Annotated in this window: 23 protein-coding genes; 13 read left to right on the forward strand and 10 right to left on the reverse strand. The window is 64.5% G+C overall.

Translation table 11 applies throughout. The features are described 5' to 3' along the window. Nucleotides 1–156 precede the first annotated feature (156 nt). From mreD to GM676_RS11355, 5 genes are read left to right on the forward strand one after another with little or no spacing between them, the layout of a single operon-like run. The gene (gene mreD / locus GM676_RS11335; RefSeq protein WP_155463671.1) at nucleotides 157–669 is read left to right on the forward strand and encodes a rod shape-determining protein MreD; all 513 of its coding nucleotides are present in this window, start codon (nucleotides 157–159) and stop codon (nucleotides 667–669) included. A gap of 15 nt (nucleotides 670–684) precedes the next feature. Beyond that, a complete protein-coding gene (mrdA, locus tag GM676_RS11340) occupies nucleotides 685–2733 on the forward strand; it encodes a penicillin-binding protein 2 (protein ID WP_155463672.1) in 2049 nt (682 codons plus the stop codon). Between the two features lie 12 nt (nucleotides 2734–2745). Continuing rightward, nucleotides 2746–3861 carry a rod shape-determining protein RodA gene (rodA, locus tag GM676_RS11345; RefSeq protein WP_155463673.1) on the forward strand — a complete coding sequence of 372 codons (1116 nt, stop codon included), beginning with the start codon at nucleotides 2746–2748 and terminating at the stop codon, nucleotides 3859–3861. Beyond that, nucleotides 3861–4958 carry a rod shape-determining protein RodA gene (rodA, locus tag GM676_RS11350; RefSeq protein WP_155463674.1) on the forward strand — a complete coding sequence of 366 codons (1098 nt, stop codon included), beginning with the start codon at nucleotides 3861–3863 and terminating at the stop codon, nucleotides 4956–4958. Before rodA (GM676_RS11345) ends, rodA (GM676_RS11350) begins: the two co-directional genes overlap by 1 nt. A 14-nt stretch (nucleotides 4959–4972) precedes the next feature. Further along, nucleotides 4973–6091, forward strand: coding sequence for a septal ring lytic transglycosylase RlpA family protein (locus GM676_RS11355; RefSeq protein ID WP_155463675.1), 1119 nt, complete (start codon nucleotides 4973–4975; stop codon nucleotides 6089–6091). Here GM676_RS11355 and GM676_RS11360 read toward each other — a convergent pair whose 3' ends face one another. The 8 genes from GM676_RS11360 to GM676_RS11395 all read right to left on the reverse strand — a co-directional run bounded on the left by GM676_RS11360 (nucleotide 6092) and on the right by GM676_RS11395 (nucleotide 12664). Further along, nucleotides 6092–6763, reverse strand: coding sequence for an SPOR domain-containing protein (locus GM676_RS11360; RefSeq protein ID WP_371866195.1), 672 nt, complete (start codon nucleotides 6761–6763; stop codon nucleotides 6092–6094). It lies immediately after the preceding gene. An 11-nt stretch (nucleotides 6764–6774) separates the two neighbouring features. Continuing rightward, complete coding sequence (locus tag GM676_RS11365; RefSeq protein WP_155463676.1) at nucleotides 6775–7536, reverse strand: type III pantothenate kinase; 762 nt, start codon at nucleotides 7534–7536, stop codon at nucleotides 6775–6777. After that, complete coding sequence (locus tag GM676_RS11370) at nucleotides 7533–8393, reverse strand: biotin--[acetyl-CoA-carboxylase] ligase (protein ID WP_155463677.1); 861 nt, start codon at nucleotides 8391–8393, stop codon at nucleotides 7533–7535. The genes GM676_RS11365 and GM676_RS11370 overlap by 4 nt, the downstream gene beginning before the upstream one ends. 1 nt (nucleotide 8394) lies before the next feature. After that, complete coding sequence (locus GM676_RS11375) at nucleotides 8395–9189, reverse strand: SDR family oxidoreductase (protein ID WP_155463679.1); 795 nt, start codon at nucleotides 9187–9189, stop codon at nucleotides 8395–8397. A gap of 2 nt (nucleotides 9190–9191) precedes the next feature. Further along, on the reverse strand, nucleotides 9192–9866 hold the full coding sequence (locus GM676_RS11380) for a thiol:disulfide interchange protein DsbA/DsbL (protein WP_155463681.1): 675 nt from the start codon (nucleotides 9864–9866) through the stop codon (nucleotides 9192–9194). 9 nt (nucleotides 9867–9875) lie between these two features. Then, on the reverse strand, nucleotides 9876–10580 hold the full coding sequence (locus tag GM676_RS11385; RefSeq protein ID WP_155463683.1) for an SPOR domain-containing protein: 705 nt from the start codon (nucleotides 10578–10580) through the stop codon (nucleotides 9876–9878). Between the two features lie 21 nt (nucleotides 10581–10601). After that, nucleotides 10602–12311: an arginine--tRNA ligase gene (argS, locus tag GM676_RS11390; protein ID WP_155463685.1), complete on the reverse strand. Its 1710-nt coding sequence runs from the start codon at nucleotides 12309–12311 to the stop codon at nucleotides 10602–10604. Between the two features lie 71 nt (nucleotides 12312–12382). Next, nucleotides 12383–12664: a hypothetical protein gene (locus GM676_RS11395; RefSeq protein ID WP_211923209.1), complete on the reverse strand. Its 282-nt coding sequence runs from the start codon at nucleotides 12662–12664 to the stop codon at nucleotides 12383–12385. A gap of 147 nt (nucleotides 12665–12811) precedes the next feature. Here GM676_RS11395 and rsmB point away from each other — a divergent pair, with 147 nt between their 5' ends. The 8 genes from rsmB to GM676_RS11435 all read left to right on the forward strand — a co-directional run bounded on the left by rsmB (nucleotide 12812) and on the right by GM676_RS11435 (nucleotide 20805). Continuing rightward, nucleotides 12812–14224, forward strand: a complete 1413-nt coding sequence (gene rsmB, locus GM676_RS11400; RefSeq protein ID WP_155463687.1) for a 16S rRNA (cytosine(967)-C(5))-methyltransferase RsmB — start codon at nucleotides 12812–12814, stop codon at nucleotides 14222–14224. 64 nt (nucleotides 14225–14288) lie between these two features. Further along, entirely contained in the window at nucleotides 14289–14816 is a 528-nt protein-coding gene (locus GM676_RS11405; protein ID WP_229262639.1) for a DUF4390 domain-containing protein, read from the forward strand. Next, nucleotides 14817–17108: a sensor histidine kinase gene (locus tag GM676_RS11410; protein WP_371866197.1), complete on the forward strand. Its 2292-nt coding sequence runs from the start codon at nucleotides 14817–14819 to the stop codon at nucleotides 17106–17108. It abuts the gene before it with no gap. A 60-nt stretch (nucleotides 17109–17168) separates the two neighbouring features. Then, on the forward strand, nucleotides 17169–17882 hold the full coding sequence (locus GM676_RS11415; protein WP_155463691.1) for a response regulator: 714 nt from the start codon (nucleotides 17169–17171) through the stop codon (nucleotides 17880–17882). Between the two features lie 4 nt (nucleotides 17883–17886). Continuing rightward, nucleotides 17887–18318: a GTPase gene (locus GM676_RS11420; RefSeq protein WP_371866198.1), complete on the forward strand. Its 432-nt coding sequence runs from the start codon at nucleotides 17887–17889 to the stop codon at nucleotides 18316–18318. Between the two features lie 100 nt (nucleotides 18319–18418). Further along, nucleotides 18419–18676: a BTH_I0359 family protein gene (locus GM676_RS11425; protein WP_155463693.1), complete on the forward strand. Its 258-nt coding sequence runs from the start codon at nucleotides 18419–18421 to the stop codon at nucleotides 18674–18676. Between the two features lie 38 nt (nucleotides 18677–18714). After that, nucleotides 18715–19482 carry a class II glutamine amidotransferase gene (locus tag GM676_RS11430; RefSeq protein ID WP_155463695.1) on the forward strand — a complete coding sequence of 256 codons (768 nt, stop codon included), beginning with the start codon at nucleotides 18715–18717 and terminating at the stop codon, nucleotides 19480–19482. Between the two features lie 42 nt (nucleotides 19483–19524). Beyond that, the gene (locus tag GM676_RS11435) at nucleotides 19525–20805 is read left to right on the forward strand and encodes an EAL and HDOD domain-containing protein (RefSeq protein WP_155463697.1); all 1281 of its coding nucleotides are present in this window, start codon (nucleotides 19525–19527) and stop codon (nucleotides 20803–20805) included. A 15-nt stretch (nucleotides 20806–20820) separates the two neighbouring features. On the opposite strand, the gene GM676_RS11440 is transcribed toward GM676_RS11435, so the two are convergent. Next, nucleotides 20821–21198 carry an SPW repeat protein gene (locus GM676_RS11440; RefSeq protein ID WP_155463699.1) on the reverse strand — a complete coding sequence of 126 codons (378 nt, stop codon included), beginning with the start codon at nucleotides 21196–21198 and terminating at the stop codon, nucleotides 20821–20823. A gap of 73 nt (nucleotides 21199–21271) precedes the next feature. Next, nucleotides 21272–25045, reverse strand: a complete 3774-nt coding sequence (gene metH / locus GM676_RS11445; protein ID WP_155463838.1) for a methionine synthase — start codon at nucleotides 25043–25045, stop codon at nucleotides 21272–21274. Between the last annotated feature and the right edge of the window lie 71 nt (nucleotides 25046–25116).

Here is a 25116-nt window from a genome sequence, read left to right on the forward strand (position 1 = left end):
GGCCACCGCGACCTCGCCTGCCGCAGGTCCCGCCGCCGCAGGCACGAAATCCGCTGCCGCGACGACGACCGCCACCGGCACTGCGACCGCCGGCGCCAGGCCTGCCGCCGCGCCGGCTGCGCCTGCCGCCGCCAACACATCCAAGGAGCCGGCACGATGAATCGTCCGCACTACATCCTGCTTCCTGTCAGCCCGCTGTTCATCGCCTTCAGCCTGTTTGGCGCCTTCCTGCTGAACCTCCTGCCCTGGGGCCAGTTCATCGGCGTGCCCGATTTCGTGGCGCTGGTGCTGGTGTTCTGGGGCGTGCATCAGCCGCGCAAGGTCGGCATCGGCACCGCCTTCTTCCTCGGCCTGCTGATGGACGTGCACGACGCCACGCTGCTGGGCGAGAACGCGCTGTCCTACACGCTGCTGTCCTACTTCGCCATCATGTTGCACCGCCGTGTGCTGTGGTTCCCGATCTGGACGCAAGCCATGCACGTGTTCCCGCTGCTGCTGATGGCGCAGTCGGTGCAACTGGTGGTGCGCTTCTTCGTGTCCGGCAAATTCCCCGGCTGGTTCTACTTCATCGAAAGCGTGGTGGCCTCGCTCCTGTGGCCGCTGGCCACCTGGCTGCTGCTGGCGCCGCAACGCCGCGCGGTAGACCGCGACCATACCCGCCCGATTTAACTCCGCGTCCATAGCATGACTGAAATTAAGGACAACCAGCGCGAACTCCAGCAGTTCCGCCTGCGCCTGACGGTGCTGGGCGGACTGGTATTTTTCTGCTTCGCCCTGCTGCTGCTGCGCTTCATCTGGCTACAAGTGGTGAAGTACAGCGACTTCGCCGTGAAGGCGGAAGAGAACCGCATCGCCATCGTGCCCATCGTGCCGAACCGCGGCCTGATTTTGGACCGCAACGGCGTGGTCCTGGCCCGCAACTACTCGGCTTTCACGCTGGAGATCACGCCGTCCAAGCTGCACACCACACTGGACGAAGCCATCGACGAGCTGTCCAAGCTGGTGACGGTGGACATCAAGGACCGCAAGCGCTTCAAGAAACTGCTGGACGAATCCAAAGGCTTCGAGAGCGTGCCGCTGCGCACCCGCCTGACCGACGAGGAAGTGGCGCGCTTCAGCGCGCAGCGCTTCCGCTTCCCCGGCGTGGAAGTGCAGGCGCGTTTGTTCCGCCAGTACCCGCTGGGCGAAACCGCCTCGCACGTGATCGGCTACATCGGCCGCATCAACCAGTCCGAGGTCAAGGCCATCGAAGCCACCGACGACGGCCCGAATTACAAGGGCACCGATCATATCGGCAAGGAAGGCCTGGAGAAAAGCTACGAGAAGCAACTGCACGGCCAAACCGGCTACGAGGAAGTGGAAGTATCGGCCGGCGGCCGCGCCATCCGCACGCTCTCGCGCACCGCCGCCACGCCAGGCAATAACCTGATCCTGTCGATCGACATCGAACTGCAAAAAGTGGTGGAAGAAGCCTTCGGCGAATGGCGCGGCGCGTTTGTCGCCATCGAACCGGAAACCGGCGACATCCTGGCCTACGTCTCGCGCCCCGGCTATGACCCCAACCTGTTCGTCGACGGCATCGACTCGCAAAGCTGGAACGACCTGAATACCTCGCTGGACCGGCCGATGGTGAATCGTCCGCTGTCCGGCACCTACGCGCCGGGTTCCACCTTCAAGCCCTTCATGGCGCTGGCCGCGCTGGAACTGGGCAAGCGCAATCCGTCCACCGCGTATCCCGACCCCGGCTACTTCTACCTCGGCGGCCACAAATTCCGCGACGATAAAGTGGGTGGCCACGGCAACGTCGACCTGCGCCGCTCGGTCATCGTGTCCTGCAATACCTACTACTACCAGCTGGGTAACGACATGGGCATCGACGCCATCACCACCTTCATGAAGCCATTCGGCTTCGGCGAGAAAACCGGCATCGACCTCGATAATGAAAAGACCGGCGTGCTGCCGTCGAAAGAGTGGAAGCGCAAGCGCTTCAAGGGCAATGCCGGCAAGTGGGTGGGCGGCGACACCATCTCGGTTTCCAACGGCTCGGGCTACAACTCCTACACGCCGCTGCAAATCGCCCACGCCATGGCCAACCTGGCCAACAACGGCGTGGTGATGAAGCCGCACCTGGTGAAGATCATTGAGGACGGTGGCACGCGCGCGCGCAAGCTCACCGTGCCGAGCGAAAGCTACCGCATCCCGCTCAAGCAGGAAAACATCGACATCATCAAGAGCGCCATGGTGGGCGTGAACTCGGAGCCTGGCGGTACCGCCTACCGCGCCTTCGCCAATGCCGCCTACACCTCGGGCGGCAAGACCGGCACGGCGCAGGTGGTGGGCATCAAGGCCAACGAGAAGTACAACGCGTCGGCACTGGCCGAACGCCTGCGCGACAACGCGCTGTATACCGCGTTCGCACCGGCCGACAAGCCGAAGATCGTGGTCGCGATGGTGGTGGAAAACGCCGGCTGGGGCGCGGAGATCGCCGCGCCGATCGCGCGCAAGGCGCTGGACTTCTACCTGCTCGGCAAGCGCCCGACCGACAAGGAGACCACCAAGGTGCCGAAGGAAGACGCGGCCGAATTCGTGCCGATCGAAGATCCGGAAGCCGCCGAAGCCGCGGCCGCCGCAGCCGAGGCGCGGCGCGAACCTGCGCCAACGCCCGCGCCGCCGCCAACGCCAGCCGCCACCCCGGCCGCGCAGCCAGCGGCGCCGGTACGGAAGAAACAATAAGGAACACCCATCATGCGCATACACGAAAGACGTTCGCTGTGGCGTCGCATGCGGCCCTACTTCACCGTGTTTGACGGTCCGCTGACCGCGATCATCCTGATGCTGCTGACGGTCAGCCTGATCACGCTGTACTCGGCCAGCATCGGCATTCCCGGCAAGATGGAAGACCAGGTGCGCAACATCTTCCTGGCCTTCTTCGTCATGTGGCTGGTGGCGAACATCTCGCCGCAGATGATGATGCGGATCGCCGTGCCGGCTTACGCGTTCGGGGTGTTCCTGCTGGTGTGCGTGGCGCTGTTCGGCACCATCAAGCTGGGGGCGCGGCGCTGGCTGCACATCGGCGTGGTCGACATTCAGCCGTCGGAATTCATGAAGATCGTCACGCCGCTGATGCTGGCGTGGTTCTTTCAAAGCCGCGCCGGTCACCTGACGTGGAAGTCGTATGCGATTGCGGCGGTGCTGCTGGCGGTGCCGGTCGGCCTGATCGTGCGCCAGCCGGACCTCGGCACGGCGCTGCTGGTGGTCGCCGCCGGTTTTTGCGTGATCTTCCTGGCCGGGCTGGCGTGGAAAGCCTTGATCGGTTTATTCGTGGCTGGCGCGGCGGCGCTGCCGATTATCTGGTCGGTGCTGCACGACTACCAGCGCGAGCGCGTGATGACGCTGATCGACCCGACCACCGACCCGCTGGGCAAGGGCTTCCACATCATCCAGTCCACCATCGCGGTGGGTTCGGGCGGCATCACCGGCAAGGGCTGGACCCACGGCACCCAGGCCCACCTCGAATTCATCCCGGAGCGCACCACCGACTTTATCTTCGCCGTGTACTCGGAAGAATTTGGCCTGGTCGGTAACCTGATCCTGATGGTGCTTTACCTGCTGCTGATCGGCCGCGGCCTGATGATCGCCGGGAATGCACCCAACTTCTTCACCCGTCTGCTGGCCGGTGCGGTCACCATGATTTACTTCACCTACGCCTTCGTCAACATGGGCATGGTGAGCGGCATCCTGCCGGTGGTGGGCGTGCCGTTGCCGTTCATGAGCTATGGCGGCACAGCACTGCTGACGCTGGGCCTGGGCGGCGGCATTCTGATGAGCATCCAGCGCCACCGCAAACTGGTGCAGACCTGATGGGCCTCGCGGATAGCCGTTCGTGGTGGCAGCGCTTGCGCCCCTATGTGCTGGCGTTCGATGCGCCGCTGACGCTGATCATCGGCGCGCTGCTGTCGGTCGGCCTGATTACGCTGTATTCGGCCGGCATCGCCATTCCCGGCAAGGTGTGGGACCAGTTGCGCAATATCGCGGCGGCGGTGCTGGTGATGTGGTTGGTGGCGAACATTCCGCCGCAGACCATGATGCGGCTGGCCGTGCCGGCGTACGCGCTGGGCGTGGCCCTGCTGGTGGCGGTGGCGCTGTTTGGCGTCATCAAGGGCGGCTCGCGCCGCTGGCTGTATATCGGCACCCAGATCCAGCCTTCCGAATTGATGAAGATCGCCATGCCGCTGATGCTGGCGTGGTTCTTCCAGCGCGAGCAGGGGCATTTACGTTGGCAATCCTACGTTATCGCTGCGGTGCTGCTGGCGGTGCCGGCCTGGCTGATCGGGCGTCAGCCTGATCTCGGCACGGCGATGCTGGTCACCATGGCCGGCGCCAGCGTGATCTTCCTCGGCGGCTTGTCGTGGAAAGCGCTGGGCGCCTTGTTCGCTGTCGGCGCGGCCGGCTTGCCGGTGCTGTGGACTTTCATGCACGACTATCAGCGCGACCGCGTGCTGACGCTGATCGATCCCTATCACGACCCGCTGGGCAAAGGCTTCCACATCATCCAGTCGATGATCGCCATCGGCTCGGGCGGCGTGAGCGGCAAGGGCTGGACCAATGGCACGCAAGCGCACCTGGAATTCATCCCGGAGCGCACCACAGACTTTATCTTCGCCGTGTTCTCGGAGGAGTTCGGGCTGCTGGGTAACCTGGTGCTGCTGGTGCTGTATCTGCTGCTGATCTGGCGCGGCATGGCCATCGCGATGAACGCGCCGACGCTGTTCACGCGCCTGCTGGCCGGCGCCGTTACCATGATTTACTTCACCTACGCCTTCGTCAACATGGGCATGGTGAGCGGGATTATTCCGGTGGTGGGCGTGCCGCTGCCGTTCATGAGTTATGGCGGCACGGCGCTGATGACCCTCGGTCTCGGAGGCGGCATCCTGATGAGTGTGCAGCGCCATCGGTGATACTATCTCGCCCTATGCGCTTACAACGTCATCATTTACTTAATCTTTCGACCATTGCCACGGCGCTGGCGCTGGTCGGCTGCGGCAGTGCGCCGGTGGCCACGCAGCCTGCGCCGCGTCCCGTGCAGACCACGGGACCGGTGATCAAATCGCCATCGGCCCACAAGCCCGATCCATCGCTGCCGGTGCTGCCGCCCGCGAACTCGGGGCGCGGCGGCTACTATCAGGACGATGGTCCCGGCGACTCGCCGCCGCCCAACCTGGCCGATACGCCGGACGCCGAGGTGCGCAACGATCCGCTGCTCCCGCGCTCCAACCGTCCGTATGTGGTGTTTGGTAAAAGCTACACGCCGATCACCAACGACGAACCGTTCACGCAGATCGGCGTCGGCAGCTGGTATGGCAAAAAATTCCACGGCCAGCGCACGTCGTCCGGTGAACTGTACGACATGTACAAAATGACGGCCGCGCATCCCATCCTGCCGATTCCATCGTACGCGCGCCTGACCAATATGCTGAGCGGCGCCACCGTGGTGGTGCGCATCAACGACCGTGGCCCGTTCCACGCCAACCGCGCCATCGATGTCTCATACACAGCGGCGCTGAAACTGGGCTTGCTGGGCAAGGGCAGCCACGAACTGAAAATCGAACGCATCCTGCCGGAAGAAATCGACCGCATGTTGGCCACGCGTGAAGGCGTCTCCGGCACCAGCAAGGCACGCCTGACGCCGCAGCCGAAGGACCGTCTGGCGCAAGCCTCCAACGTGCCGACGCCCACCGTGACGGCCACGATGATCAATCAGCCGCTGGTGCTGACGCCGTCGGCGCCCGGCGGCGCGCCGAAAGATATTGAAACGCTGATGTTGGCCGACCGCGCACCGGCAGATTACGCCGCGCCAGTCGCCGCCACAGCGGGTGGCTTTTACTTGCAGCTGGGCGCCTATGCGCGCGCCGAAAACGCCGACGTCGTGCGCAGCAAGCTGGCGAGCAAACTGAATGGACTGGAAGTGGTGCAGGGCGGTTCGGTGTTCCGCCTGTTCAGCGGCCCGTTCACCACGCGCCAGGAAGCGCAGCAGGCGGCGCAAGGGCTGCCGTCGTCGCTGGGTCTCAAGCCCATCGTGGTGCAGCGCTGATTATTTGCAGGTGTGCAGTTCCGCGTTGGGGAAGCCAGCGCGGATTTTTTCCAGCCTGGCTTTGAGCTCGGTGTCGACGTCGCGGAACTGGAAGGCCAGCAGCTTGCTGCCACTCATGCGCGGCGCCACGCGCGCGGTGCGCACGCCTTGCTTCATCAAGGCCGCCAGCTGATTCTGCGCCGCGCCCTCGGTCTTGAACACGCCCAGCGAGATGCCCCAGCGCAGCGGCGAGTTATCCGACATGATGAAGTAATTGCTGATGCCCAGCGCGCGCAGTTCACCCGCCTTCTTGTCGGCACCTTCCTTGCTGCCTTGCGGCGGAATATAAACGATATAGCTCGATATCTCGCTGCCCGGCAGGTTGTGGCGCGACTGGCGGTCGCCCAGTTTCAGCGTTTCCAGCTGATTTTCGAAACGGCGCGCATCGGCCAGCACGAAGCTGCCGATTTCCAGGCAGGCTTCGGGCTTGACGTCCGGCGCTGCCGGTGCGGCGGCAACGCTGGCGGCGTTGGCCTTGTCGGCCGGGATGATGGCCAGCTTGTCGGCGTTCAGTTGGTTGAGCAGGCGCTCCGGTTCGTGTTCGTTGCCGCTGAAGTGGCCCAGATAGCCGCGGCCATACGCAAACAGCGCGGCGTTCACGGCGAGCAGGGACCAGAAAATAAACTTCAGCACAGGATGTTCCTCTATTCGGCGCTGCCGGCGGCGGCATGTAGTCCGATCAGCACAATGTTTTCAACGATACGGTACGGTACTTTCAGCATCGGCGCAATGTAGGGCGCGGCGCCGCCAGAGAGGATGCACTCGGCGGCTTGATGCTGGACGCAGGCATGTTCGATGGCGCCGCTCTGCGCGGCCAGGATGCCGCTCAGGATGGCGTCGTCGGTATTGTCCGCGAATCCATCCGGCAGCTTACCGTCTTGGGCGATCTGCGGCAACTGCGCGGTGTTGCGCGCCAGCGAGCTGGCCATCAGGCCCAGGCCCGGCAGGATCATCCCGCCGAGGAACACGCCCTCCGGCGTGATGGCGTCGATGGTGGTGGCGGTGCCGCAGTTGACCACGATGGCGCGCACACCCGGCGCCAGCGCGCGGCCGGCGATGGCGGCGGCAAAACGGTCGCAGCCCAGTTGCGCCGGATTGCGGTAGCCGTTGGTGACGCCCGCCAGCGACGGCAGTGAGGCGAACCATTCCACCGGCACTTGCGCCATGCAGCGTTGCAGCACATATTCCAGTTGCACGCGCAGGGCGTTGCCGGCGACGTTGGCGATCAGGATGCGCTTGACGCCATGCGTGGCGGCGGCTTCGCACCAGGCCAGTTCCAGTTGCGGCATGTCGGCATGGGCGGCGGCGCCGTGCGCGGTCCACTGGCCCAACTGTGCCCCCTGCGCGGCAGGGGCTACGAGGGCCCATTTGACGCGGGTGTTGCCGGCGTCGATCAGCAGAATCATGTTGGTGCTCCCGAGAGTCGCAGCGAGACGTCGCCGGACAGGATTTCTACGCGGCCGGCATCGGTGTCGAGCAGCAGGCGGCCGATGTCGTCGACGCCGGCGGCGCGTCCTTGTTGTACCACGGCGCCATTGTCCAGCAGGACCACTTCCTTGCCTTGCCACGCGTGCAGGGTGTTCCAGCGCTCGGCAAAGGGCGCGAAGCCGGTGTCGTCGAATTCGTCCAGCACGGCGGCCAGGCGGCTGAGCAGGGCTGCCATCAGCTGGTTGCGGTCCATTTGCGCCAGCCATGGGGCGCTGGCGACTTCGCGACCGATTTGTTGTTCCAGTTCGTCCGGCATCAGCAGGTTGATGCCGCAGCCGATGACGGCCCAGAGGGCGTCGTCGGTCTTCTGCGTTTCGACCAGGATGCCGGCCAGCTTGGCGCCATCGCGCAGCAGGTCGTTGGGCCATTTGATCCGCACCGGCACGCCGAGCGAGGCGATGGTTTCGGCCAGCGCCACGCCGACCGCCATCGGCAGGCCGGTCATCTTGTGCAGCGGGCCTTTGAAGCGCCACGCCAGCGAAAACATCAGCGCGGCGCCGGGTTTGGACAGCCAGCTGCGTCCAGCGCGGCCGCGGCCCGCGGTCTGGTTTTCGGCGATGCGCAGCGTCGGGCCATGCAGGTTGCCGATGCGGGCCAGCAGGTCGGCGTTGGTGGAGCCGGTTTCGGCGACGACTTCAATCGCCACGTGGGTCGCGGAGGTGGCGCAATGCGACGTGATGGCGGGCGCGGACAGCGCGGACGCGGTGCCCTGCGCCCGGGTCGGAGCCGGGGTGGCGTGGAGCGCGTCGTGCGCGGCGGAATGCTTGGTGCTCATGTCAATGCGGCGCGGCAGGGCCGGCGGTTTTACGGGGTTTATGCGGCGCTTTGCTGAACGTCCAATCGTAGATGGCGTTCGGCAGCATGCGCAGCAGCCTGGCGACGATGCCCATCTGCCACGGGATGACGGCGTAGCTGCGGCCGGCCGCGATCACGCCCGCCGCTGCTGCGGCGAATTTTTCAGGCGCCATCAGAAAGGGCATGGGATACGGATTCACTTGCGTCATCGGTGTGTCGATGTAGCCGGGGCAGATGGTGACCACGCGGATGCCATGCGGCTTCATCTCCAGCCGCAGCGATTCGCAGTAGCTGATCACCGCCGCCTTGGATGCGCTGTAGGCTTCCGCGCCGGGCAGGCCGCGTATGCCGGCCACGCTGCCGATGCCCACCAGCCGGCCCGGCGTGCGCTGTGCGCGCATGGGGGCGATGAAGGGCGCAAAGGTGGCGGCGGTGGCCACCACATTGGTGGCGATGATATCGGCGAAGACGGCGATGTCTTCCGCGTACTCGGTGAGCGTGCCGACCGAGATGCCGGCGTTGGCGATCACCACGTCCACGCCGCCCGCATGCGCGAGGAAGGCCTGCGCCGCCTCGTTGATGGCCGCATGGTCGCGTACATCCACCGCGTAGGCGCGGTGCCGCTGTGGGTTGGGGAGCGTGGAGATCAGAGCGGCGAGGGCCTCGCCGCGCCGGGCCAGCAGGCCTAGCGTGGCGCCCTGCGCCGCATACTGGCGGGCCAGTGCGGCGCCTAGGCCGCTGGATGCGCCGGTGATGAAGACGCGCAACGGCGTCATGCTTATTTCTTCTCTGCCTTGGCTTTGGCGACCAGCGCGTCCAGCACCTGCGTCACTTCACCGTGCAGGTCTGCCTCGGTCTTGGCGGCGTTGACGCCGGCATCCGCCATGGTCGGGGAGGTCATGTACTTGCCGTCGACGGCCAGCATCGGCCACGAGTCGACGTTGTAGGCATCCATCATGGCGATCGACTTGCGCACATGGCCGGCCACGCCGAAGCCGCGATAGGTGTCGATGAACTTCTGCTTGTCGATGCCTTGCCTGGCGATGAACTCAAACACCTGCTCGTCGCGGCGCAGCGGGTTGCGGTTGACGTGGATTTCCTTGAAGGCCTTGGCGTGCAGTTCAGGCGTCAGCACGCCCGTGGCTTCCAGCGTGAAGTACATTTTTTCCTGCGGCAGGTCGGTGCCCGGACGCGAGATGTGCATGCGCTTGAAGACGATGTTGTCGCCCTGTTTTTTCACCCAGGCGCTGAGCGACTCATCGAAGGCGGCGCAGTGCGGGCAGGCGTAGTCGAAGAACTCGATGATCTCGACCTTCTTGCCGGTGTCCACCGGTTGCGGCGCGGCCAGCGTCTTGTATTCCACGCCGTTCTTGGGATCGGCCGGGGAAGCGTTGGCGGTCAGCACGGCGGCGCTCAGCACCAGCGCCGGCAAGGCGAATTTCAGGAATCGCATCGTCACTCCTTATTTTTGATTGCGTACGACGGCAACGTCGATGCCGTTTTCGGACAGTTTGCTACGGACCTTGTTCATCGCCTCCACCTGATTGTAAGGGCCGAGGCGCACGCGATGCAGCACGCCGGTGTCGGTCGAACGGTCCGAGATATTGGCTTCGAAGCCCAGCAAGGCCAGCTTGGCGCGCGCGCTTTCGGCGTCGGCCACTTCGCGGAAGGCGCCGGCCTGCAGGTAGTAGATGAATTTGTCGTCGCCTGCGGCATCGGCGGCGGTGGCGGCTTTGGCCGCCGGCTGAGGCGTCACGTTGGCGGCGTTCGGCACGGCGGCAGCCGGCGTCGCCGGCTTGGCTGCCGGTGCGGTTGGCGTGCCCTGGATCTTGTCGACCACCGCTTGCAGCTGGTCGACCGCCGGTTTGGCCGGCGCGGCGGGGGCCGCGGGCGCTGGCTGCTGCTGATCCTTGGCGAAGTCCTTGGCCGCCGCGCGCGCCGCGTCCTTGTTGCCGTACAGCGGCTTGTTAGGGTCGGCGACTTGTCCCGCCGTTGGTTCCGCCGCCTTGCCCGGATGGCCCTTGTCCGTGAACGGCGTCGAGCCCTTGGTAATCATCAGCGCCACGACGACCGCGATACTCAGGCCGATGACCAGGCCGATAACGATGCCGACGAAGGTGTTGCCCTGCTGTTTGCTACGTGGAGTAAAGCTGGAGCGGAAATTCATTGTGCGGGATGTCCTTCGCAATTACATTTTGTTGGGAGCCGAAACGCCGATCAGCGCCAGGCCGTTGCGCAGCACCTGGCGGGTGGCGACCATCAGGGCGATACGCGCGGCTTTCAGCGCTTCGTCGTCCACCAGCACGCGCTCGGCGAAGTAGAAGCTGTGCAGGTTGGCGGCCAGGTCGCGCAGGTAGAACGCGATCTGGTGCGGGCCCAGTTCCGCCTGGGCGCGCGCCAGTGCTTCCGGATAGGCGGCCAGGGTGGCCAGCAGCGCGGCTTCGGTCGGCGCGGTCAGCGGCGACAGGTCGACATTGGCCAGCGACGCTTCGTCGCCGGTCCACTGTTCCAGCATGCGGCAGATGCGCGCGTGGGCGTACTGCACGTAATAGACCGGATTCTCGTCCGAGGTTTTCAGCGCGACGTCGACGTCGAACACGAATTCGGTGTCGGCTTTACGCGAGATCAGGAAGAAGCGCACGGCGTCGCGGCCCTTGGTGATGTCGCCGCCGCCCGACCATTCGATCAGGTCGCGCACGGTGACGTAGGAGCCGGCGCGCTTGGAGATCTTGACCTCTTCGCCGCCCTTCATCACGGTGACCATCTTGTGCAGCACGTAGTCCGGGAAGCCTTGCGGGATGCCGACGTTGACCGCTTGCAGGCCGGCGCGCACGCGGGCGATGGTGCCGTGGTGGTCGGAGCCCTGCACGTTGATGGCCTGGTTGAAGCCGCGCTGGAATTTGACGATGTGATAGGCCACGTCCGGCACGAAGTAGGTGTAGGTGCCGTCCTTCTTGCGCATCACGCGGTTCTTGTCGTCGCCGTAGTCTTCGGTGCGCAGCCAGAGGGCGCCGTCTTCCTCGTAGGTCTTGCCGGACTTGTTCAGCATGTCGACGGCGGCGTCCACCTTGCCGTCCGAGTACAGCGAGGATTCCAGGTAGTAGTTGTCGAACTTGACGCCGAAGGCTTGCAGGTCGATGTCCTGCTCATTGCGCAGGTAGGTCACGGCGAAGGCGCGGATCGATTCGATGTCTTCCACATCGCCCGAGGCGGTGGCTGGCGAGCCGTCCGATGCCGACACGGTTTTCCTGGCTTTGAAGTCTTCGGCGATGTCGGCGATGTAGTCGCCGTTGTAGGCCGATTCCGGCCATTCGGCGTCGCCCGGCTTGTGGCCGCGCAGGCGCGCCTGCACCGAGTTGGCCAGGGTCTGGATCTGCACGCCGGCGTCGTTGTAGTAGAACTCGCGGGTGACGTCGTAGCCTTGCGAGACAAACAGCGACGACAGCGCGTCGCCCAGCGCCGCTTGGCGGCCGTGGCCCACGTGCAGCGGGCCGGTCGGGTTGGCCGAGACGAATTCGATGATGACTTTCTTGCCCTTGCCGGCGTCGCCGGAACCGTAGGCGGCGCCCTGCGCCAGCACGGTCTTGACCACCGACTGCTTGGCGGCGGCGCTGACGCGCAGGTTGATGAAGCCGGGGCCGGCGATGTCGGCGCTGTCGATCAGGCCGTTGCGGGCCGGGTCGGCCAGCAGGGCGTCGACCAGCCTGGTGGCCAGCTCGCGCGGGTTCATTTTGAGCTGCTTGGCCAGCTGCATGGCGACGTTACAAGCCACATCGCCGTGCGACGGGTCGCGTGGTCGCTCCAGCACGACGTTGGCAACCACTTCGGTGCCGGCGAGAATAGGGGCGAGGGCGGCCTGGAACAGGGCGGTAATGTCTTGTTTTTGCTGGGCTAACATGCGCTTAAAAATTCATCAGATAGTGGAAACGGCCGACGCGCCAGCGCCGGCCAAACAGCGGTAATTATAGCTTAGTGGATGAACTTTGCCGCCGTGAAGGCGATGGTGCCGACCACGGCGGAGAGGGCGACGGCGGTGCCGACGAACCACTTGATAAGACGGGCCTCGAGCTTGGCGATGGCCTCGTGCGTTTTTGCGATGTCTTCCCGCGTCGCGTAATTGGATTTGATGACCGCGACGTCAGTTTCGACAGCGTGTACTCTTTCAAGCAAGGCCGCTCCCTGCTCTTCAAGCGTGATCACCTGATCGAGGATTTGATCGGTGGCGGAATCGGATTTTATCTGGCTAGCCATGTGCCGATACTACGCCTGAAAACACGTCAATGTTTGTGTCAAATCAAGCGGAACGGATACAAGTGTTTACATATGTCGTAATCGCCTTGTCATAGGCGCTGCTGTATACTGCGCGATCACAGCCGCCACCCATTCCGGAATTAGCATATGAACAAGCGTCCAACGCTCTCTTTGAAGTCGCCCGCCAAGCCCAAGCCGGCTGCGCCGAAACTGCGCTCCAGCCATGCGCGCGACCTGAAACCAGCGTTGCAGACCGGCTTTCAGACCAAACTCAAGCCCGATTCGCTGGCCTACAGCCTGATCGGCGCCGCCAATGCCATCGCCCAGGTGAAGACCGGCACCAACCTGCCGCAGGCGCTGGCCCAGGTGTGGTCGCAACAGGCGGACGTCACCCCGCAGGCGCGCGGCGCCATGCAGGACATCGCCTACCGCGCCATGCGCCAGCTCGGCCAGAGCGAGGCGCTGGTGGCCATGATGGCGCCCAAAGCCCCGGACCCGCTGGTCTCGGCCCTGCTGTCCTGCGCCCTGGCCCTGATGACGGCGCCGGACGAGACCCTGCCCTACGAAGAATTCACCGTGGTCGACCAGACCGTCTCCGCCGCCGACGCCCACCCGGACACCGCCCGCGCCAAGGGCATGGTCAACGCCGTGCTGCGCCGCTTCCTGCGCGAGCGCAAGGCGCTGCTGGACGCGGCCCTGCTGCAACCGGTAGCAAAATGGAACTATCCACAATGGTGGATCGACGCCGTCAAAACCGCCTGGCCGCAGGACTGGCAGGGCGTGCTGGCCACCGGCAACAGCGCGCCGCCGCTGACCCTGCGCATCAACGCCCGCAAGACCGGCATGGAGCAATATCTGGCCAAGCTGGCCGAGGCCGGCATGGCCGCGACCCGGATCGGCCCCTACGCCGTGCGACTGGACAAGCCGGTCGGCGTGCAGCTGATCCCCGGCTTCGCCGACGGCCTGGTCTCGGTGCAGGACGCCGGCGCCCAGCTGGCCGCGCCGCTGCTGGATGTGAAAGACGGCATGCGCGTGCTGGACGCCTGCGCCGCCCCCGGCGGCAAAACCTGCCACATCCTGGAGCTGGCCGAGGCCAAGGTCACGGCGCTGGACGCCGATCCCAAGCGCCTGGCCCGCGTCGGCGAGAACCTGGCGCGCCTGCAACTGCAAGCCACGCTCAAGCCGGCCGAAGCCCAGCACCAGGACTGGTGGGACGGCCAGCCGTTCGACCGCATCCTGGCCGACGTGCCGTGCACCGCCTCCGGCATCGTGCGCCGCCACCCGGATATCCGCTGGCTGCGCCGCAAGGCCGACACGCTCCAACTTGCAACACTTTCCGGCAAAATCCTCGACAACCTTTGGCAGATGCTGGCACCGGGTGGTAAATTGCTATTCGTGACATGTTCCTTGTGGCCGCAGGAATCCGAGGCGCAGGCAGCCGCTTTTGCTGTACGCAACAAGGCTGTCCGACTGGATGCCCCCGGTCAATTGCTCCCCGCCGGCGGCTCCGGGCAGGATCACGATGGTTTGTTCTACGCGCTGTTTGAGAAAAATGCGTAACCTCTTGAGTACCGGCCCACACGTGACTTTACGATTTTTTCGACTCCTGATCGGATCTCTGCTGATGCTGTTGGCATTGCTGCCGCAGCTGTCGCACGCCGCCGAAGGCGTGGAAATCCGTCGCGCGCTGGTCGAGGCGACCGAAGACGGCTACCGCCTCTCCGCCACCTACGGTTTTGAACTGAGCAACGAAATGGAGCAGGCGCTCCAGTACGGCAAAACCCTGTACTTCTACACCGAAATCGAATTCACCCGGCCGCGCTGGTACTGGTTTGACGAAAAAGCCATCACCGCGCGCCAAACCATCAGCCTGTCGTACAACGTGCTGACCCGCCAGTACAACGTGGCGGTCACCGGCAGCGTGCACCAGAGCTTCTCCTCGCTGGAAGACGCCCTGTTCCTGATCCGCCGTCCCAACCGCTGGCTGGTGGCGCCGCGCGGCGCGCTCAAGGTGGGCGAGGTCTACAACGTCAAGCTGAGCATGGGGCTGGACCCCAACTTCGTGCCCAAGCCGCTCAAGGTCAATGCCCTGAACAATAATGAGTGGCGCCTGGCGTCCGACAAGAAGTCCTTCCAGTACAGGGCCGAGTAAGTGAAGACGGCCCTGCGGTATTTTTTCGTCGTTGGCGGCGCCATCGTCAGCATTCTGCTATTCCTGCTGGCTTCGGCCTCCGACAATTCCGGCTTTTTCGACCGCTACTACGGCTGGCTGCTGGGCCTGAACGCGGCGGTGGCGGTGTCGCTGCTGCTGCTGGTGGCGGTGTCGCTGTTCCGCCTGTACGCCCGCTTCAAGGCCGGCAAGTTCGGCTCGCGCCTGATGACGCGGCTGGTGCTGCTGTTTGCCGCCATCGGCGTGCTGCCGGGACTGGTGATCTTCCTGGTGTCGGTGCAGTTCGTGTCCCATTCGATCGAGTCGTGGTTCAACGTGCCGGTGGAGCAGGCGCTGGAATCCGGCATCAACCTTAGCCGCGCCGGCCTGGACCGCGCGGTCGGCGAGCTGACCGTCACCGCCACCCGCACCGTGCAGGAACTGGCCGACCGCCCGTTCGGCACCGAGCGCGCCACGCTGGCGGCGGTGGTCAAGGGCGAGCCCGGCATGCTGAACGCCATCATCGTCGACGCCGAGGGCGGGCTGGTGGTCAGCGCCCGCGCCAGCCGTAGCGGCAACCTCAGCGCCGACCTGCCGACCCGCGACATGATGGCCAAGGTGAAGAAGGACGAGGTGTACGGCGCGCCCGAGGGCGGCAACGAGCTGCACAGCGACCTGGTCAACGCGCCCATGCCGGCCGAGGCGGTCAACCAGCTGCGCCTGCGCGTGCTGGTCGCCATTCCCGACCATGTCCAGCCCAACGGCACCCACCTGGCGCCGCGCTACCTGCAACTGCTGCAACTGGCGCCGGCCCAGCTGGCGGCCGACGGCGAAACCATCCGCGCCGCCTACGCCGACTACAAGGAGCGTTTCGACGCCCGCGTCGGCCTGCGCAAGATGTACATCGTGACGCTGACGCTGACCCTGCTGCTGGCGGTGTTTGGCGCCATCGCCAGCGCCTTCCTGATTGCCAGCGACCTGGCGCAGCCGCTGCTGCTGCTGGCCGAGGGCACGCGCGCGGTGGCCGAGGGCGACCTGTCGCCGCGGCCCATCGTCGCCACCTCCGACGAGCTGGGCACGCTGACCCAGTCCTTCAACACCATGACGCGCCAGCTGTCGGACGCCCGCAGCGCCGTCGAGCGCAACCGCGCGGCGCTGCAAAACGCCAAGGCCCACCTGGAATCGGTGCTGGCCAATATGTCGGCCGGGGTGATGGTGCTGGACCATGAATTCCACCTGATCAGCTGCAACGACTCGGTCGAGCGTATCCTGCAACAGGCCGGCGTCACCATGATCGGCCAGAAGCTGGACCAGATCGAGGGCTTGCAGGAATTCGGCGGCGCCATCGTGGCGGCGTTCGCGGCGCAGAACGCGCAGTCGGCGGCCGGGCGCAATATCGCGCGCCTGCACTGGCAGCGCCAGATCGAGGTGCCGCGGCCCTCGGCCGGGGTGGAAGGCAACGACCTGACCCTGCTGACGCGCGGCTCGCGCCTGCCGGTCGAGGGCGGCAGCGGCTACCTGGTGGTGTTTGACGATATTTCCGACGTGATCTCGGCCCAGCGCTCGATCGCCTGGGGCGAGGTGGCGCGCCGCCTGGCGCACGAAATCAAGAATCCGCTGACGCCGATCCAGCTGTCGGCCGAGCGCATGCAGATGAAGCTGGAACACAAGCTGATGCCGCCGGACGCCGAGCTGCTCAACAAGGGCACCGCCACCATCGTCAACCAGGTGGCGGCCATGAAGCGCATGGTGGACGACTTCCGCGACTACGCCAAGACGCCGCCGGCGGTGCTGGAGCCGCTCGACCTGAACGCGCTGGTGGACGAGATCCTGCACCTGTACATCAGCGGCGAAGGCAACGATATCATCCACCCGGCGCTGGGGCCCGGCCTGCCTTTGGTGATGGGCGATCCGACCCAGTTGCGGCAGGTCATCCACAACCTCTTGCAGAACGCGCAGGACGCCATGGCCGAGCTGCCGGACGGCGCACCGCAGGCACGCATTGACGTGATCACCGAAGCCATTCATTATCAGGGCGCGGACGGCAATACGCGCACGGCGGTGCGGCTGGCGATCAGCGACAACGGCCCCGGCTTCGCGCCGAAAATCCTGGCGCGGGCGTTTGAACCGTACGTCACCTCGAAGGCGCGCGGCACCGGCCTCGGCCTGGCGATGGTGAAAAAAATTATCGAAGAACATGGCGGACGGATCGATATCCAGAACCATGTCGATAGAAGTGGCGCGTCGGTGCTGATTTTGCTGTTAAAGTTAGCACCGGCGTCGCAAAATAGCTAAAGTGCTATGAACTACAAAAATCATTGCCGTCCATAGACGGCGAAATGAGGACAAGGGAAGATGGCAAACATTCTGGTGGTTGACGATGAAATGGGTATCCGCGAGTTGCTCTCGGAAATCTTGAGCGACGAGGGACATGCAATACAACTGGCGGAAAACGCCCAGCAGGCACGCGAAGCGCGCGCCCAGGGCGCGCCGGACCTGGTGCTGCTCGATATCTGGATGCCGGATACCGATGGCGTCACGCTGCTCAAGGAATGGCAGCGCGACGGCTTGCTGACCATGCCGGTGATCATGATGTCGGGCCACGCCACCATCGACACGGCGGTCGAAGCCACCCGCATCGGCGCCCTGAACTTCCTGGAAAAACCGATCGCCCTGCAAAAACTGCTGAAAGCGGTGCAGGCCGGCCTGACCCGTGCGCAGGAAACCGTGCGCGCGCCGGCGCTGGCGGCGCGTCCGGTGGTGGCGGCGCAGCCGGAAGAAGCCGTATCGACCGGCTTTGTCCAGCCGACCGCGTCGGCGCAGATCGCCGTGCGCGGCGGCGCCACCGTGGCCGGTGCCGACAACCACATGTTCAACCTGTCGTTCGATTTGCCGCTGCGCGAGGCGCGCGACGCCTTCGAACGCATGTACTTCGAACACCACCTGGGCCGCGAAGGCGGCAGCATGACGCGCGTGGCCGAAAAGACCGGTCTGGAGCGTACCCACCTGTACCGCAAGCTCAAGCAGCTGGGCGTGGAGCCGGGCAAACTGGCAAAGAAGGGCGTCTGACCCGGTGAGCAGTCCCACTGACACCGGGGCCGCCCATCACCGGCCGCCGGTGCCGACCTGGCTGGTCACCGGCCCCCGCGCCGGCGCGCGCGAGATGGCCATCGCGGCCCGTCTGCCCAAAGAGGGGGCCAGCGTCATCATTCTGGAGGGTTTGTCGGACGGTGGTTCGGCCTTATCCTTTGATCCCGCGGATGGACCGTTTCCGATTGAAACGACGCCGCAAGTGTTGCCGCAAGTAATACGAATTGCACCAGGCTGCCTGCATTGCAGCGGTAATCTGATTTTGCGAGTAACATTAAACCGTGTGCTGCGCCGCCCCCCCGCGTGGCTCTACATCAGCCTGGCCTCCGCCGAGCACCTGGAACAGCTGCGTTCCTGGTTGTCCGAGGCGCCCTACGGGGCTTTGCTGGATTTGCAAGACGACATCGCGGCCTGATCCCTGCCCGCTGATTGGCCTTGAAATGGTCCGCTTTTAGCCCCAACTGGGTGCTGAAGGCGGAAACGCAGATGTTCCGCCCCTTGTGAAAGGATGCAAAATGAACCTCATCTACAACAGCGAGCAATACAGTGTTGTTGAATTCGGCGCGGACCGCAACCTGGAGGCCTTGCGCTTCGGAGGTTATGAAATCGTCGACAAAGGTGGAAAACGGGAAATTTTCATTGCCGGCGTGCTGGCGCAAAACTTCCGGCGCGACGTCAACGAACTGATCGCGGGCGAGCCGACCATGGCTGAAATCGATGAATTCCTGGGCAGCTACGACGCGCTGATGAGCCAGCCGGTGCTGCTGCATTAAGCTAGGCTGGCCGCACATGGCGTGGTTATAATCACGTCATGTGCCAACTTCTAGGAATGAACTGCAATGTCCCGACCGACATTGTGTTCAGCTTTACCGGCTTTGCCATGCGTGGCGGCCAGACCGATACCCATCACGACGGCTGGGGCATCGCCTTCTTCGAGGGCGCCGGCGTGCGCCATTTCGTCGATCACCAGGCGGCCATCGCTTCGCCGATCGCCGAGCTGATCAAGCGTTATCCGATCAAATCCACCAACGTCATCGCCCACATCCGCAAGGCCACGCAGGGCGTGGTGGCGCTGGAAAACTGCCATCCCTTCGTGCGCGAGCTGTGGGGCCAGTACTGGGTGTTCGCCCACAACGGCGACCTGAAGGAATTCAACCCGGCGCTGGATGGCGCCTTCCGCCCGGTGGGCACCACCGACAGCGAACGGGCTTTCTGCTACCTGCTGCAACAGCTGCGCGCCCGCTTTGGCGAGCAGCGCCCGCCGCTGGAGCAGCTGCGCTCGGCCCTGAGCGCGCTGGTGCACGAGATCGCCACCCACGGCACCTTCAACATGATGCTGTCCTCGGGCGGCGAATTGTTTGCCCATTGTTCCACCAATCTGTTCTATCTGGTGCGCCAGCACCCGTTTGACACGGCCAAGCTGTCCGATGAGGATGTGAGCGTCGATTTTTCACAGGTCACCACGCCCAACGACCGGGTCGCCATCATCGTCACCCAGCCGCTGACCACCAACGAGCAGTGGACCGCCTTCCTGCCGGGCGAACTGAAACTATTTATCGACGGTTGCCCACAGGCTTAAAAATTTTGCGACACAGCCGCGCATTGCTGTCAAAATAAGCAAATGATCGACCTTACCCTACATGACACCGGCCCCCGCAGCCTGCGCGTGCGCGAGTTCTACCTGGGACGCCAGCCCATCCTGGACCGCAACCAAGCTTTGTTCGGCTATGAGTTGCTGTTCCGCAACGCTCCGGTCGGTCCGGCCCATGTGACCAATGACCTGACCGCGACGGCGGCGGTGATCGCCCACGCCTCGCAGCTGGGCATGGAAAAAACCATCGGCGACGCGCTCGGTTTCGTGAATGTGGACGCCACCGTCATCATGAGCGACATCTTCCCCTTCCTGCCGCGCGAGAAGGTGGTGCTGGAGATCATCAACACCATGCCGGCCACGCCGGAAGTCATCACCCGCATCCGCGAGCTGGCCGGCCACGGTTTCAGCTTCGCGCTGGACGATGTCACCGGCGAGAACCCGGACGTGCTGGCGCTGCTGCCGCTGGTCGACTACGTCAAGATGGACATGCGCAACATCCCGCTGTCCGCCCTGATGAAGCTGGCGCCGCGCTTCCGCCAGGACAAGAAAAAGCTGGTGGCGGAAAAGGTCGAAACGCGCGAGGAATTCAAGAATTGCCTGGACCTGGGCTTCGATTTCTTCCAGGGTTATTACTTTTCCAAGCCGGTCATCATGAGCGGCAAGAAGCTGTCGCCGTCGCAGCTGGCGGTGATGGAGCTGATGACGCTGGTCACTTCCGATGCCGACAACCAGGAAATCGAACGCGCCATCAAGCGCGACGTCTCGCTGGCCCTGAACCTGCTGCGGCTGGTGAACACGCCGGCGGTGGGCGCGCGCCAGCGCATCGATTCGCTGAGCCAGGCCGTGACCATTCTCGGCCGCCGGCAGTTGCAGCGCTGGCTGCAAATCATGCTGTACGCCGAGCCGAGCAAGCGCGGCCACAGCATGACGCCGCTGCTGATGCTGGCCACCACCCGTGGCCGTCTGCTGGAACTGTTGGCCGGCAAGCTGCGGCCCAGCCAGCGCGAGTCGGCCGATATCGCCTTCACGGTGGGCATCATGTCGCTGATGGATACGCTGTTCGGCATCGCCATGTCCGAGATTCTGGAGCAGATCCCGGTCAGCGACGAGGTGCGCGGCGCGCTGCTGCACCGCGCCGGTTTCTTTGGCGATTTGCTCAAGCTGGTCGAGTGCATCGAGCGCATTGAGGAAATGGACAGCCACATCGTGCCCACCCTGCGCGACCTCGCCATGTCCACCGACGAACTGGTGGAACTGGAAATGGCCGCGTTTGAATGGAGCGACAACGTGGTGCGCTACGCCCTGTAACGCACCACGCCCGGGTCAGGTCGCATGGCCCGCGCCCGGCCAGTGCTTGACCAGCTCCGGATCGGTGCGCATTTCCCACAGCGCCAGCACGGCCACGGCGACGCCGACGATCACCGAGTTCCACACCAGCTCCGGGTTATCGTCGATGCGCAGCACCCATGGCGACACCGCCACCCAGATCCCCACCAGCAGATTGAGCACCACGGCCCAGAAGTAGGTCTTGTACAGATCGAACGCCGCCAGCAGCACCAGCACCGCGCCCGAGATGAACGCGGTCCATGCCTGCAGCGACGGAACCGGGTAGCCGAATACCCACGGCGTGACGAAGAACCACAGGCCCAGCAGCAGGATCACCTGATCCTGCCAGCGTTTGACGGATGGATTGTTTGCCATATTGCCTCCCAAGTAGATGCCGCCGGCTGGCGGCGTTCTACTTAGTCCGGCAAGACATGCAAAAAGTTCAACCTCAGGAGAGGTTGGGGGCCAGCCAGCGCTCCAGTTCGGCCTTGTCGACGCCACGGCGCGCGGCCATGTCGCTGACCTGGTCGTCGCCGATTTTGCCGACCACGAAGTACTTCGATTCCGGGTGCGCGAAGTAGAAGCCCGACACCGCCGCGCCCGGATACATGGCGAACGAATCGGTCAGCTCCATGCCGATCTCGCCGGCCTGCATGGTGTTGAACATCTCGCGCTTGACGGTGTGCTCCGGGCAGGCCGGGTAGCCTGGCGCCGGACGGATGCCGAGGTACTTTTCGCCGATCAGCTCGTCGTTGCTGAGCTTTTCGTCGGCGGCGTAGCCCCACAGGTCGGTACGCACGCGCTCGTGCAGGTACTCGGCAAACGCTTCGGCCAGACGGTCGGCCAGCGATTTCAGCATGATCGACGAGTAGTCGTCGTGCGCGTCTTCAAAGCGCTTCTCGTGCTTCTCGATGCCCAGGCCGGCGGTCACGGCAAACATGCCGATGTAATCCTTGATGCCGCTGTCCTTCGGCGCGATGAAGTCGGACAGGCACTGGTTAGGGCGCTGCACGCCATCCACCACCGGCTTCACGCCTTGCTGGCGCAGGCCGTAGTAGGTGAAGTCCACGGTCGAACGCGTATCGTCGGTGTAGACCTCGATATCGTCGTCGTTGACGGTGTTGGCCGGCAGCAGCGAGATGACGCCGTTGGCGGTCAGCCAGCGGCCGTCGATCAGCTTCTTCAGCATGGCCTGGCCTTCTTCGAACACCTTGGTCGCGGCTTCGCCCACCACCTCGTCGGTCAGGATGGCCGGGAAGGGGCCGGCCAGGTCCCAGGTCTGGAAGAACGGGCCCCAGTCGATGTAGCGCGCGATGGTGGCCAGGTCGACATTCTTGAATTCGCGGCGGCCGATAAACTTTGGTTTGACCGGTGCGCTGGTACCTTCAAACGCCAGCTTCATCTTGTTGGCGCGCGCGTCGGCCAGCGACAGCATCGGCAGCGCCTTCTTGTTGGCGTGCTGTTCGCGGATGCGTTCGTAATCCTGTTCCAGTTCGGCGATGTACTGCGCGCGCGATTCCGGCGTCAGCAGCGACTGCGCCACCGAGACCGAGCGCGAGGCGTCCGGCACGTAGACCACGGGGCCGTCGTAGTTGTGGGCGATCTTCACCGCCGTGTGGGCGCGGCTGGTGGTGGCGCCGCCGATCAGCAGCGGGATCTTGAGCATGCGGAAGTGCTCGTCGCGCTGCATTTCCTTGGCCACGTGGGCCATCTCTTCCAGCGACGGCGTGATCAGGCCGGACAGGCCGATGATGTCGGCGTTCTCCAGCTTGGCTTTGGCCAGGATCTCCGAGGCCGGCACCATCACGCCCATGTTCACCACTTCGAAGTTATTGCACTGCAGGACCACCGAGACGATGTTCTTGCCGATGTCGTGCACGTCGCCCTTCACCGTGGCGATGACGATCTTGCCCTTCGGTTTGGCGACGATGCCGGTGCGTTTTTCTTCCGCCAGCTTTTCTTCCTCGATGAACGGAATCAGGTGGGCCACGGCCTGCTTCATCACGCGCGCCGATTTCACCACCTGCGGCAGGAACATCTTGCCCTGGCCGAACAGGTCGCCGACGATGTTCATGCCATCCATCAACGGGCCTTCGATCACGTGGATCGGCCGGCCGCCCTTGGCCGCCACGGCGGCGCGCATTTCTTCCGTGTCCTCGGTGATGAACTGGGTGATGCCGTGCACCAGCGCGTGCGCCAGGCGCTTCTCGACCGGGCCGTTGCGCCATTCCAGCGTGGCCGCTTCCTGCTTGCCGGCGCCGGCTTTCAGCGTGCCGGCGAATTCGATCATGCGTTCGGTGGCGTCTTCGCGGCGGTTCAGCACCACGTCTTCCACGCGCTCGCGCAGTTCGGCGGGCAGGTCGTCATACACGCCCACCATGCCGGCGTTGACGATGCCCATGGTCATGCCGGCCTTGATGGCGTGGTACAGGAACACGGTGTGGATGGCTTCACGCGCCGGGTCGTTGCCGCGGAACGAGAACGAGACGTTGGACACGCCGCCCGAGATCTTCGCGTGCGGCAGGTTTTCCTTGATCCAGCGGGTGGCGTTGATGAAGTCCACCGCGTAGTTGTTGTGTTCCTCGATACCGGTGGCGACCGCGAAGATGTTCGGGTCGAAGATGATGTCTTCCGGCGGGAAGCCGACTTTCCCGGTCAGCACCTGGTAGGCGCGGCCGCAGATTTCGATCTTGCGTTCGAAGGTATCTGCCTGGCCTTTTTCGTCGAAGGCCATGACGATGACGGCGGCGCCGTAAGCGCGGCACAGCTTCGCCTGGCGGATGAATTCCTCCTCGCCTTCCTTCATCGAGATCGAGTTGACGATGGATTTGCCCTGCACGCATTTCAGGCCCGCTTCGATCACCGACCATTTGGACGAGTCGATCATGATCGGCACGCGCGAGATGTCGGGTTCGGAGGCGATCAGGTTGAGGAAGCGGGTCATCGCGGCTTGCGAGTCCAGCATCGCCTCGTCCATGTTGATGTCGATGACCTGGGCGCCGTTTTCCACCTGCTGGCGCGCCACGCTCAAGGCCTCGTCGTACTGCTCGTTGAGGATCATGCGGGCGAAGGCCTTGGAGCCGGTGACGTTGGTGCGCTCGCCGACGTTGACGAACAGCGAGTTGTCATCGATGGTGAACGGCTCCAGGCCCGACAGGCGCTGGGCGATGTCCACTTGTGGCACGGCGCGTGGTGCGACGGTCGACAGAATCTCGCCGATGGCCTGGATGTGATCCGGCGTGGTGCCGCAGCAACCGCCCGCCACGTTGATGAAGCCCGCTTCGGCGAATTCCTTCAGCAGCGCCGAGGTGTCGGCCGGCAGTTCGTCGAAGCCGGTGTCGCTCATCGGGTTGGGCAGGCCGGCGTTGGGGTAGATGCAGACGAAGGTATCGGCGATCTGCGACAGCTCTTCGGCGTAGGGACGCATCAGCGCCGCGCCCAGCGCGCAGTTGAGGCCGATGGTCAGCGGCTTGGCGTGGCGCACCGAGTTCCAGAAGGCCGGCACGGTCTGGCCGGACAGGATGCGGCCGGAGGCGTCGGTCACGGTGCCGGAGATCATCAGCGGCAGGCGTTCCTGGGCTGGATGGTCTTCGTAGTATTTGTCGATGGCGAACAGCGCGGCCTTGCAATTCAGCGTGTCGAAGATGGTTTCCACCAGCAGCAGGTCGACGCCGCCGTCGATCAGGCCCTTGGTCTGTTCGTAGTAGGCGTCCACCAGTTGGTCGAAGGTGATGTTGCGCGCGCCGGGATCGTTGACGTCCGGCGAGATCGAGGCGGTTTTCGGCGTCGGGCCGAGGGCGCCGGCGACGAAGCGCGGTTTGTCGGCGCTGCTGTACTTGGCGGTGGCCGCGCGCGCCAGCCTGGCCGCTTCCACGTTCATCTCGTAGGCCAGGTGGCCCATGTAGTAATCGTCCTGCGCGATCCAGGTGGCGCCGAAGGTGTTGGTCTCGATGATATCGGCGCCGCCGGCCAGATAGCGCTCGTGGATTTCCTGGATCACGTGCGGCTGTGTCAGCGTCAGCAGCTCGTTATTGCCTTTGACGAACAGCTCGCGCGCGCCGCTATCCGCTGGCGCCGCGAAATCAATGAACTTGCCGTTCGGGCCGCCGCGATAGGCGGTTTCATCCAGTTTGTACTGCTGAATGATGGTGCCCATGGCGCCGTCGAGAATCATGATGCGGCGGGCGAGGATCTCGCGCAGCTGCGCATCGGTCTTGGACATGACGGGATGGGACACGGTGTTATTCATTTGATATCTCTAAGGTCATAGGGAAGCGCGCCCCAGGCTGAGGG

The sequence above is a fragment of the Duganella radicis genome, from assembly GCF_009720825.1.
Taxonomy (GTDB): domain Bacteria; phylum Pseudomonadota; class Gammaproteobacteria; order Burkholderiales; family Burkholderiaceae_D; genus Rugamonas; species Rugamonas radicis.

Excerpts from the sequence above, each read along its gene's own strand:
- rodA (WP_155463673.1), top strand. The coding sequence starts at position 2,746 with ATGCGCATACACGAAAGACGTTCGCTGTGGCGTCGCATGCGGCCCTAC.
- GM676_RS11395 (WP_211923209.1), bottom strand. The coding sequence starts at position 12,664 with ATGGCTAGCCAGATAAAATCCGATTCCGCCACCGATCAAATCCTCGAT.
- GM676_RS11435 (WP_155463697.1), top strand. The coding sequence starts at position 19,525 with ATGATCGACCTTACCCTACATGACACCGGCCCCCGCAGCCTGCGCGTG.
- metH (WP_155463838.1), bottom strand. The coding sequence starts at position 25,045 with ATGTCCAAGACCGATGCGCAGCTGCGCGAGATCCTCGCCCGCCGCATC.
- GM676_RS11355 (WP_155463675.1), top strand. The coding sequence starts at position 4,973 with ATGCGCTTACAACGTCATCATTTACTTAATCTTTCGACCATTGCCACG.
- GM676_RS11405 (WP_229262639.1), top strand. The coding sequence starts at position 14,289 with ATGCTGTTGGCATTGCTGCCGCAGCTGTCGCACGCCGCCGAAGGCGTG.
- GM676_RS11375 (WP_155463679.1), bottom strand. The coding sequence starts at position 9,189 with ATGACGCCGTTGCGCGTCTTCATCACCGGCGCATCCAGCGGCCTAGGC.
- mrdA (WP_155463672.1), top strand. The coding sequence starts at position 685 with ATGACTGAAATTAAGGACAACCAGCGCGAACTCCAGCAGTTCCGCCTG.
- GM676_RS11370 (WP_155463677.1), bottom strand. The coding sequence starts at position 8,393 with ATGAGCACCAAGCATTCCGCCGCGCACGACGCGCTCCACGCCACCCCG.
- GM676_RS11385 (WP_155463683.1), bottom strand. The coding sequence starts at position 10,580 with ATGAATTTCCGCTCCAGCTTTACTCCACGTAGCAAACAGCAGGGCAAC.
- GM676_RS11380 (WP_155463681.1), bottom strand. The coding sequence starts at position 9,866 with ATGCGATTCCTGAAATTCGCCTTGCCGGCGCTGGTGCTGAGCGCCGCC.
- mreD (WP_155463671.1), top strand. The coding sequence starts at position 157 with ATGAATCGTCCGCACTACATCCTGCTTCCTGTCAGCCCGCTGTTCATC.
- argS (WP_155463685.1), bottom strand. The coding sequence starts at position 12,311 with ATGTTAGCCCAGCAAAAACAAGACATTACCGCCCTGTTCCAGGCCGCC.
- GM676_RS11430 (WP_155463695.1), top strand. The coding sequence starts at position 18,715 with ATGTGCCAACTTCTAGGAATGAACTGCAATGTCCCGACCGACATTGTG.
- GM676_RS11425 (WP_155463693.1), top strand. The coding sequence starts at position 18,419 with ATGAACCTCATCTACAACAGCGAGCAATACAGTGTTGTTGAATTCGGC.
- GM676_RS11365 (WP_155463676.1), bottom strand. The coding sequence starts at position 7,536 with ATGATTCTGCTGATCGACGCCGGCAACACCCGCGTCAAATGGGCCCTC.
- GM676_RS11440 (WP_155463699.1), bottom strand. The coding sequence starts at position 21,198 with ATGGCAAACAATCCATCCGTCAAACGCTGGCAGGATCAGGTGATCCTG.
- rsmB (WP_155463687.1), top strand. The coding sequence starts at position 12,812 with ATGAACAAGCGTCCAACGCTCTCTTTGAAGTCGCCCGCCAAGCCCAAG.
- rodA (WP_155463674.1), top strand. The coding sequence starts at position 3,861 with ATGGGCCTCGCGGATAGCCGTTCGTGGTGGCAGCGCTTGCGCCCCTAT.
- GM676_RS11415 (WP_155463691.1), top strand. The coding sequence starts at position 17,169 with ATGGCAAACATTCTGGTGGTTGACGATGAAATGGGTATCCGCGAGTTG.